At 42.5% G+C, this 9,090-nt stretch carries 5 protein-coding genes and 3 pseudogenes; 1 reads left to right on the forward strand and 7 read right to left on the reverse strand.

Going from position 1 to position 9,090, the window contains the following annotated elements:
* The gene (locus AB4407_RS02925) at positions 1–1,377 is read right to left on the reverse strand and encodes an HlyD family type I secretion periplasmic adaptor subunit (RefSeq protein ID WP_372118459.1); all 1,377 of its coding nucleotides are present in this window, start codon (positions 1,375–1,377) and stop codon (positions 1–3) included.
* On the reverse strand, positions 1,378–3,486 hold the full coding sequence (locus tag AB4407_RS02930; protein WP_372118462.1) for a type I secretion system permease/ATPase: 2,109 nt from the start codon (positions 3,484–3,486) through the stop codon (positions 1,378–1,380).
* 379 nt (positions 3,487–3,865) lie between these two features.
* On the opposite strand from AB4407_RS02930, the pseudogene AB4407_RS02935 reads away from it, so the two are divergent.
* A pseudogene (locus AB4407_RS02935) lies at positions 3,866–4,124 on the forward strand (IS3 family transposase); the annotation flags it as partial.
* Between the two features lie 201 nt (positions 4,125–4,325).
* Here AB4407_RS02935 and AB4407_RS02940 read toward each other — a convergent pair.
* The 5 genes and pseudogenes from AB4407_RS02940 to AB4407_RS02960 form a co-directional block, all read right to left on the reverse strand.
* Positions 4,326–5,201 (reverse strand): prohibitin family protein, encoded by an 876-nt coding sequence (locus tag AB4407_RS02940; protein ID WP_372118464.1) that lies wholly within the window; start codon positions 5,199–5,201, stop codon positions 4,326–4,328.
* Positions 5,202–5,485: 284 nt separating this feature from the next.
* A complete protein-coding gene (locus AB4407_RS02945) occupies positions 5,486–5,740 on the reverse strand; it encodes a hypothetical protein (protein ID WP_372118467.1) in 255 nt (84 codons plus the stop codon).
* Positions 5,741–6,150: 410 nt separating this feature from the next.
* On the reverse strand, positions 6,151–6,972 hold the full coding sequence (locus AB4407_RS02950) for a DUF4393 domain-containing protein (protein WP_372118469.1): 822 nt from the start codon (positions 6,970–6,972) through the stop codon (positions 6,151–6,153).
* Positions 6,973–7,281: 309 nt separating this feature from the next.
* Positions 7,282–8,613: pseudogene (locus AB4407_RS02955) on the reverse strand (molybdopterin oxidoreductase family protein); the annotation flags it as partial.
* Positions 8,603–8,986: pseudogene (locus tag AB4407_RS02960) on the reverse strand (DUF4150 domain-containing protein); the annotation flags it as partial. The pseudogenes AB4407_RS02955 and AB4407_RS02960, both read right to left, overlap by 11 nt.
* Positions 8,987–9,090: the final 104 nt, after the last annotated feature.

The raw sequence follows: 9,090 nt of genomic DNA on the forward strand, positions 1-9,090 counted from the left end.
CTATCGCTCTCTCAATGCTTCAGATTGGTATTGTTGTAGCGGGCTTAACAGGTAATCAATAACTCTGCGGTTTCCGGTTCTGATTTCGCCGGTCACACTCATTCCTGCCTGCAGTTTACTCTCACTCTCCTCAACTACGATATAGTTCTGATTCAGCTGTATACGTGCCGGAAAAACCAAACCCATCCTTTCATCTTCTACCGAATCTTTCGAAATATGGGCTACAACACCACTGATGGTGCCATAACGAGTATAAGGAAAAGCATCCACTTTTATCTCTACGTGTTGTCCGGCCTGAACAAATCCTACATCTTTGTTCAGCACCATCACTTTAGCCTCTATAGCGCTATCATCAGGCACGATAACCATCAGTTGCTTCGCCGGCTCTATCACTCCTCCGATTGTGTGAATCGCTAATTGTTGTACTACCCCATCTACTGGCGCTTTTAAAACCTGTAGCCTTGATTTTTCTTTCGCTTTAATCAAGTCCTGCTCAATAAGCGCAATGGAAGCATCAACTTGCGTAAGCTGCTGATAATATTCACGCTTTACCTTTGCCAAATAACTAGTTTTTTGTTCACTAAGGTTTTGATATTGAGCGTCTAATACTCTATTTTCTGCCATCTGACTGGATAGTAAGCGCTCCACTTCAATCAACTCTTTTTCTTTTTCTAACAACTCCATTTTTGCTAAGAGCTTGTTCGCTTCCAGAGCGCGCTGGGCGCGCAGCCGGTAACGGATATTGGTTGCCAGCCGTTCAAGTGCTTTTACTTCTATTTCTCCTTTCTGCTGACTGGCACGATTAACCGAAACTTGGCTTTCATAATTTCTTAACTGGGCAGATACTTCTTTCCATACGCTCTGTAAGTGTTTCTCTGTGAGCTCTACCTGCTGTGGTGTCGATTTACCTTTAGCAGCCTGAGAGAAAAAAACCACCGGTTCATCAGAAAGTAATGCCGTTAAGCGTGTTTTTTCCAACAGCTGATAATTTATTTGGTTTTGAAGGCGCTGAAGTTCAGCCTCAGCACCGACAGAGTTAAGACTAATCAGCACATCACCTTGCTGCACCGATTGACCGTCACGTACATGGATTGCTGCAACTTCTCCCGTTTCCAGTGACTGAATAATTTTAGAGTGGGAAAAGACCAACAAGCGGCCAGCGGCACTAGCATGGATGTCCAATCTGCCTATAACAGACCACGCAATGACAATAAATAACAACAGGCAGATCACCAAAGCACTACTCCTTGCCCAAGGAGAGGGAGGACGTTCAATGATTTCAAGGTGACCTGGCTGAAATTCAAACTCATCAGTTGAACGCTGATTAGCACCGACCACTTTTCGTTTCATAAAACGGAACCCAGAGAACCAACTCATTTACACCTTCTCCTCTGCTAACTCTTGCTGCAAATTCCACAAGCGTGCATAACAGCCTTGCAAAGACAACAGTTCTGAATGGCTCCCCATTTCTGTAATCTCTCCTTTTTCTAGCGTAATAATGCGATCGCAATCCCGGACGGTTGATAGCCTATGAGCAATGCTGATAACTGTTCTGCCTTTGGCAATATTTGCCATATTACTTTGAATAATGGCCTGAGACTCATCATCCAACGCACTGGTTGCTTCATCAAGAATCAAAATTCTGGGGTCAGCGATTAACGCCCGGGCAATCGCCAGCCGCTGACGCTGCCCTCCGGATAATGAGCTCCCTCCTTCTGCAATTACCGTGTCGTACCCAAGGGGAAGTTGCAGTATAAAATCGTGAGCACCTGCCAGTGTCGCCGCTTTGACGACATCTTCCAGTGGTACCGCTACATCACGGATCGCTATATTCTCTCTTACAGTGGCGTTAAACAGATAGTTCTCTTGTAAAACGACACCTATCTGGCTACGCAAGTAAGAAGGAGATACGTCTGTTATGGAAAGATCATCAATCAATATTTCTCCTTCGTCCTGTGTATAGAGCTTTTGCAATAACTTCGTCAGAGTGCTTTTTCCCGAACCTGAAGGCCCGACAATACCAACGGTTTGGCCCGGTTTTATATGCAGGTCGATGTTGTTTAACACCATGGGTAAATCAGGTTGATAACGGAATGAAATATTGTTGAGGCGCAGTTCTCCTCTAAGAGAAGTAGCAGGAGATTCATCACCCTGTTTTTGCTCAACAGGAAGATCCAACATATCTCCAAGTTTATTTATTGCCACGCGGGTTTGAACAAACTGCTGCCACAGTTCAATCAGCTTAGCCACAGGCTGGTTAACATGGGACGCCATCATGTTAAAAGCAATCAGTTGTCCTATCGTCAGTTCAAGTGACATCACCTTATGTGCACCTATCCAGATAATCAGTACACCGGACATTTTTTGTAACAGCATTACGCCATGATTAACAAAGGTATTCAAAGTCTGTGTTTTAAAGCCTGCCGTAACCATATCATTAGTCTGCTTCTCCCAATTTCGTTGCATTCTCGGTTCAACAGCAAGACTTTTGATCGTCTCTACTCCACTCACAGACTCGTTAAGAAAAGACATGTTGGCAGCTGATGTCTGGAACTGATCTTCAATACGTTTTTGCAGTGGTCTAGTCGTTCCCCAAGCAAGCAAAAAATAGAAAGGCAGAACCGCTAGGACAACCAGGGTTAGATCCATTGAAAGCCATGCCATGACTCCAAAAAAAACAAATGTAAACAGAACATCAACTGACAACGTGAGCAATGATCCCGTTAAGAAGTCACGTATGCTATCAAGCTCTTGAACCCTTGTTACAATTGCTCCCACTTGCCTGCTTTTAAAATAGAGTAATGGCAACCCCAGCAGATGTCTGAATAGCTTAATGCCAAGCCGGATATCAATTCTATTAGCAGTATGAGCGAACAAGTATTCCCGTAATCCCCTGAGAATCACATCAAATATTCCGACCACAATTAGAACTATTACCAATACATCAAGTGTTGACAGCGCTCTATGCACCAATACTTTATCCATAACCACTTGAAAGAAAAGAGGAGTGATTAAAGCCAGAAATTGCAAAACCAAAGAAAAGAGCATAACCTCTACAATTAGTCTTCTATATCTAACCAATTCTGGGATAAACCATTTAATGTCAAACCTTGTAAGAGAATTCTTCAATATAATTACATGATCACTCCACATACTTTCCAATTCGCTCAATGAGATAATATCTGGGTTGGAGCAAGACACCCGTTGAATCAAAGCTTCTTGCTCAGATACCTGAGCTAAAATGGCGTAGACACCATCTTTATTTTCAAACGCTATTGGTAACTGAAAATCAGCAATTTTCTTTAATTTAGATGTCTTGGTAACAACCTTTATACCATGCATCTTTGAGATGCAATCCAGTTCTTTTTTAAGCTGTTCCTCCGAATTAACACTAGCGCTTTGCACATATTGAACACCATTGATTTTCAATAGAATATCTATACTTTTTATTGCTGAGCGATAGTTGATTTTTTTACTGTTAACCATTAAACCATTAAACCATTAAATACAAAAAATTAAATAGACCATCAACACTAGTGAAAGTGAAAGTGAAAGTGAAAGTGAAAGTGAAAGTTAAAGTTAACAGCTATGATATAATTTTCGTTGAAACAAACAGCAAAAATTAAAAACATTACAAACTCTTACTTTAATATGATTTCCTACATAATTATTTTCTATTTAATCAATATAATTTAATTGAAAATCCTTCATCTACCATCCAAGCTTCTTATAAAGCTTGGGGTGTAATGGCATAGTGAATTTGGCCGCCTGATTAGAAGTGTTAAGATACGTCTCATAACATGACAGTTAAAATTATGGCCAGCGAACCAGACGTACTTTAAGTGCGGAATTTAAATTCGAAGCAGTGCTACTTGTTCTCTACAAAAACTACACTGTTGTTGAAGCCGCAAAAACCATGGGGTTGTAAACCGACAATGGATAAGTGGGTAAGGCAAGAAAGAGGGTCACTCCTCAAGCCCCACAAATAACACCAGAGCAAAATGAAATATTAAAAAAGGCTACAGCTCACTTGATGTCGGACTCACTGAACAGCCTCGATAGTCGAGAAACTCAAGCAGAGCTTGAGGATAGTTTTCAGTGTCCACCACAGCAGTTACAAATACTGACGTTGTAGTCCTAAGCGTGTTTCCCCGGAGGTGGTGAAACTAAAAAGTCTCATGAAGCTCTAAGCGACGCTTCCTTCAAACCTAATCGTACAGTTTGCTTAACAAAGTGACTTTGGGCTTATGCAAGCTTCAGGGGTAAATGCTGACTGTGCAACATCTCACCCCTTCTGAATTAGGATTACCTTTAATTCTCTAATGCTACTTAGCTCTCATATCTAAAATCGGCATATTTTCACCGCCCAACATTGTTGCTGGTAGCTTTCCGTCCCAATTTTGAGCTTCGGTCAGTTTAATGATTAATGGGTTATCCCCAAGAGCTTTGGCCTTTGCATTAATAGCTTCTGCTTCAGCAAAACCTTTTAACTTAATCGCCTTAGCTTCAGCTATAGCGATAAGCTCAATACCATCAGCTTCGGCTTTTGCCGTATTTACGGCTCTTTGAGCTTCTAAGTTTTGTCTAGCCAGTTTATGTTTCTCGGCAGCTGCTAAGTTTTTCTCAGTCTGCTTCGTTTCGATTGAGGTAAGGTATTTTTGGGGTAGGGCTATATTTTCAATCTGTATATTATCTACGCTTACTGGAAACGCGGCCATTTCTTCAATTAAATTGGATTCAATCGCCTGAATAGCACTCGCTCTATCTTGAATTAACTGCTCTGCATCATACTTGGGAATAACATCCTTGGTTGCCGACCTAAACCTAGGGTCAAGAATACGAGCTTCAAATTGCGGAAGACCGCCATACTGTCTAAAAAGATCTAACGCTGCAGATTTATCTACCGTCCAGTTAACGGATACGACGACAGTAACTGGCATCTGCTCCTTTGTACTAGAGGCCATTTTCTCTTCATTCTTGCGTGTTCGAACTTCAATTTCTTCAACGCTGTCGATAAACGGTACTTTGAAGTGTAAGCCTGGGCTTACCTGTGTTTTAGCTTCACTAAAGCGCTTAACAATACCAATGTGCCCCTCATTAACAGTATAAACTGAACTAAAGAGAACAAAAGCAACGGCAATTCCGGCACCTACCTTTGTAATAGGTAAGTTAAATTTCTTCATTTCTACAGCTTGTTTCATTTTTTTGACCAACCAACTTATTATATGTGTCAATAATCAATATCAATCCTAACGCCCGTAAGAAGGTGAGCCCACAGAGCCAACCAAGTACACGGTACTCTTACTGTAACCACCGAGCGTAACCGCCGAGCGTAACGCATCATATTAATCCTTATTTTTTATTACTTGCCTGTTTTATATTCCATCACGAGCCTTACTATTTCATCGAGTTCCTCGCGTTCGTTTGACGAATATAACCCAGACTCTACAACACCAAGGTCATCGTTATTGAAAACACCGACACGTCACTCATACTTTTTGGTTAAAAGGCATCCAACGATGCCAATTATGGAAAACACACCAATACCAGCAAGTGGACGAAAAAGGAAAATAGGTAAACTAAACACAACCGCAATAAAGAACGACCTTGTGATTTTACTTTTGATGTCATGCTCTTTAACGTAGATGTTTTCTAACGTATTAAGCTTAAGAGGCTTAGGGCTCTTCCTTGTTACAATCGAATCAGACTCAAGCCAAATATTCTTTTTGCCACTTCCCATTGTTCCTCCTCCATAGAGCAAACCAACTTAAAATACGATAACCCTATCTTTAACAACACCTTACCAGTCAAAACTTGCAAGGTAAATAGTTAGTGCGATTGATTCCCATTATCACAAGTGATGTCAGTTCATAATTTGATGGTGACTTTAACCTAGCCGAAAGGCATCGAAAATAAAGAGAATGGCATTTTCGAAATCAGAGGAGATGTGACGACGAAAGAAACAGGAAAATGGCTAAATGAATAATAAGATTGTTATCGCTACCTTATTTGGGCCTCACTCGCATTGAGAGAACCTCAAAGCGGTGTGCCTTTCAAGTGCAATCGTACAATTTACTTAATAAAGAGGCTTCGAGCTTGTTCAACACTTGGGGTTTCGTGTTGGCTGCGTGACACCTTAATCCTTATTAGTTATATTTTGTTGGTAACACAGGTATTGACGAATTTCACCCCGAAAGATGTGAAAAATAGTCTTTCATCTTTCCTTACTTCTAATTCAAGACTTTCGCTAACGCTCATTGAGTCGAAATCTACAAAGCTGTCTCGTAGTTCCTGCACACTACTCTTACCAACATCAAGTATTAACAAACGCCTAAAATTGTCTAGAGCCGCTTCAATATCCAGATCTATTGTGAAGTCCTCACAAAACTCGACAAAGCGACTTTTTATAAGCCCTTCCGAACCACTACTTTGCAAACCATCAACATGCCCCCAACCACTTCGAATAGTCTGTCGAGAACAAGCAGCACAAACTTCTGGATAGTCTTCTTTTTCACTCAGCCACTTGAGCAAAAGAGCCTCTTTGGGAGAAAGTTGCTTGATTATCTCAACAAACGAAGGATGTGCGTTTTCTTGAGTACCGATGTCAATGGCATTAGCTAGTAAATTCGCATACATTTCCCGAAGTGTTTCATCATGTCCCGTATAGCGAAGAGCTTCTATTGCTGGCACAGCTACTACGGGATTTGGCTGCACTATATTCTCAGTTGGAACATTCTCCAACTTTTTGGAAACGCTTGTTGAAATATAACTTTTAATACTATCGTAACTCCAAACCATCATTGATATTGGAGCAAGAACAACATTAACAGCCTTAGCAACTGTACCTAAAGCAGTTCCAACTTCACGTGCTGCTGGTTGAACTAAGTCTTCATATATTGGCACAGCTTGAACCAACCCCGTTGTTGCTTCTATTACATCTTTAACATTAGAACTACTGTTTTCGTCTTGCATTTTATCGAATGCCCTTCAAAATATAACTCTTCAGCATTTATCCGTTGTCGTAGCACAATGGATAAATACCTGTTGGACTTGGCCGCTTCTATCTATGGAATTTGCTTTTTAGAACTGACTTGCGTTCCACTCTTATCATTAAGACCGGTATCCCGTCAGCCGCCCATTTTCCACTTCTAGCCGCCAATTTATCTACAGCGACTATACCCGTTGCATAATCTTTTGAAAAGCGAACAATGCCCCTCTCTCGCCATAACACAGCGATAGCTTTATTCTTTATAATCAAGTAACTAGGTCAGTCAGTGCTATCTACTTCGCCATAGTACTCAAAAACTCGGCTTCGAACTCTTCATCGGCTTCTCGGGTTAGGCATTCCACCAGCCAGTCTATGCTTTGATGGTCGAGCTTACTGTTCACCACAAAGGCTTGCTTTACGCCAGACTGTCCCAGCTTGGCAGAACCGTAGTTCTTGAATGATTTATTGCCGTGGTAATGGAGTGATTTAATCGCCTCTGCATTCGGTTCTGGTAAGGCATCGAGTGTGTTGGCAAGTTGAATCACCAACTCCATTGGGTTCTTAGATGATGAGATGCGATACAGAAAGCCGCCCTCCACTCTTTGGCGTACCCAATAATCAAAGCCACTGCAATCCATCACCTTGTCGCTGACTAAGGCCGCTTCACTGCGATAACCACACGGTTCAACCACCACAGGGGTATGTTTGAATTCTGGTTGGCCTGATGCCGCATCGGTATGAGGCAAGATCAGGTCACATGGTTTGCTGTCTTTGGCAGTTGGGGCGTTCCAGTGGATAGGCATGAATACTTGCTCTCGACGCATCTCTTTGGTTACTACTAAACCAGCTTGGCACTCACCTTGTGCACTGCGCACTTTCACCACAGGATTAATAGTAGCGTGGTTGAAGGCATCTAGCCCAAATTCATCTAAACCAAGCTCAGCAACCGTATCTGGATGCATGGCTACAAAGGGTTCTGGTGTGTGTTCGCCTAAACCTGCGGCCAAGCCTGTGCGGCTCATGGTGTGCCATTGGTCTCGGATTCGACCTGTGTTCATGATAAGTGGGAATTCAAGGCTGGTGTCGGCAATGGGTTTGTCGTGTTCGACTGCAATAAACTGCGCTTTGCCAGATTCTGTAAAGAACTCGCCATCGGTAAACATGCGCTGTTCAATGATTTCTGGTTGATATTCAAGTACTGGCCATTGTTGTGGAGTGAGTTCGCCATAGCCTTTCTCATCTAGCTGAGTAAGCCCGATTAAGCATAAATCGCGTGCTTTACCTGTTTCATTACCAAGCGCTGTCATCTCACAATACTCTTTGAAGATCTCTCCTTCGTGACGGTAATCAAATTGCTCTTTGAATCCCATTTTTTGCGCGACTTCTTTTAATATCCACCAATCGGGCTTAGCTTCCCCTGGGCTTGGCAATATGCGGCGTTGGCGTGAAATTCGACGCTCCGAGTTAGTCACGGTGCCGGACTTTTCACTCCACCCTTGTACGGGTAGCACCACATCGGCCAAGCGTGTGGTTTCCGTATCGGCAATACAATCCGACACCACCACAAACGGGCACTTCTCTAATGCGGCTTTGATCTTTTCACTGTCAGGCAGGCTTACGACTGTCTTCACCATAATCAATGTTAAACTCTCCGGGTGCGACACCACCCACCGAAGCTTTGCCTGCATTATCTAATGTGCCTTCAAAGACCGCACCGGTTTGATCGGACAAGCGACATACGCCGACGCCTTCAAATTTAACGGTAGGAGAAGCCGATATGAATTCCGCCTCAGCTTCAATGGTGCCAGATGAGACACCCTTTTTATCGCCACCGGCATCGCCAGTACTGGCACTGAATTTACTTCCTTTGATAGCAATGCTGTTACCACCATCCATAGAAACGGTAATGGTGCCGCCTGCTAAATCAGCGGACTTTGCATTATTGCCATAGGGAATAGGTACAACAGCGTTGCCGACTGTTGTTAAACAAACATCAGGGGTGTATTACGTTCACTTAACTCAAAAAACACCGCAACTAAACGCAAAAAGCGCCTTACGGCGCTTTTAATTCTGACGGTCTAATAACGACCATATGGAGCTGT

Origin of the sequence: Vibrio sp. 10N.261.46.E11, from assembly GCF_041472735.1 — a bacterium.
In the GTDB taxonomy this organism is placed as follows: domain Bacteria; phylum Pseudomonadota; class Gammaproteobacteria; order Enterobacterales; family Vibrionaceae; genus Vibrio.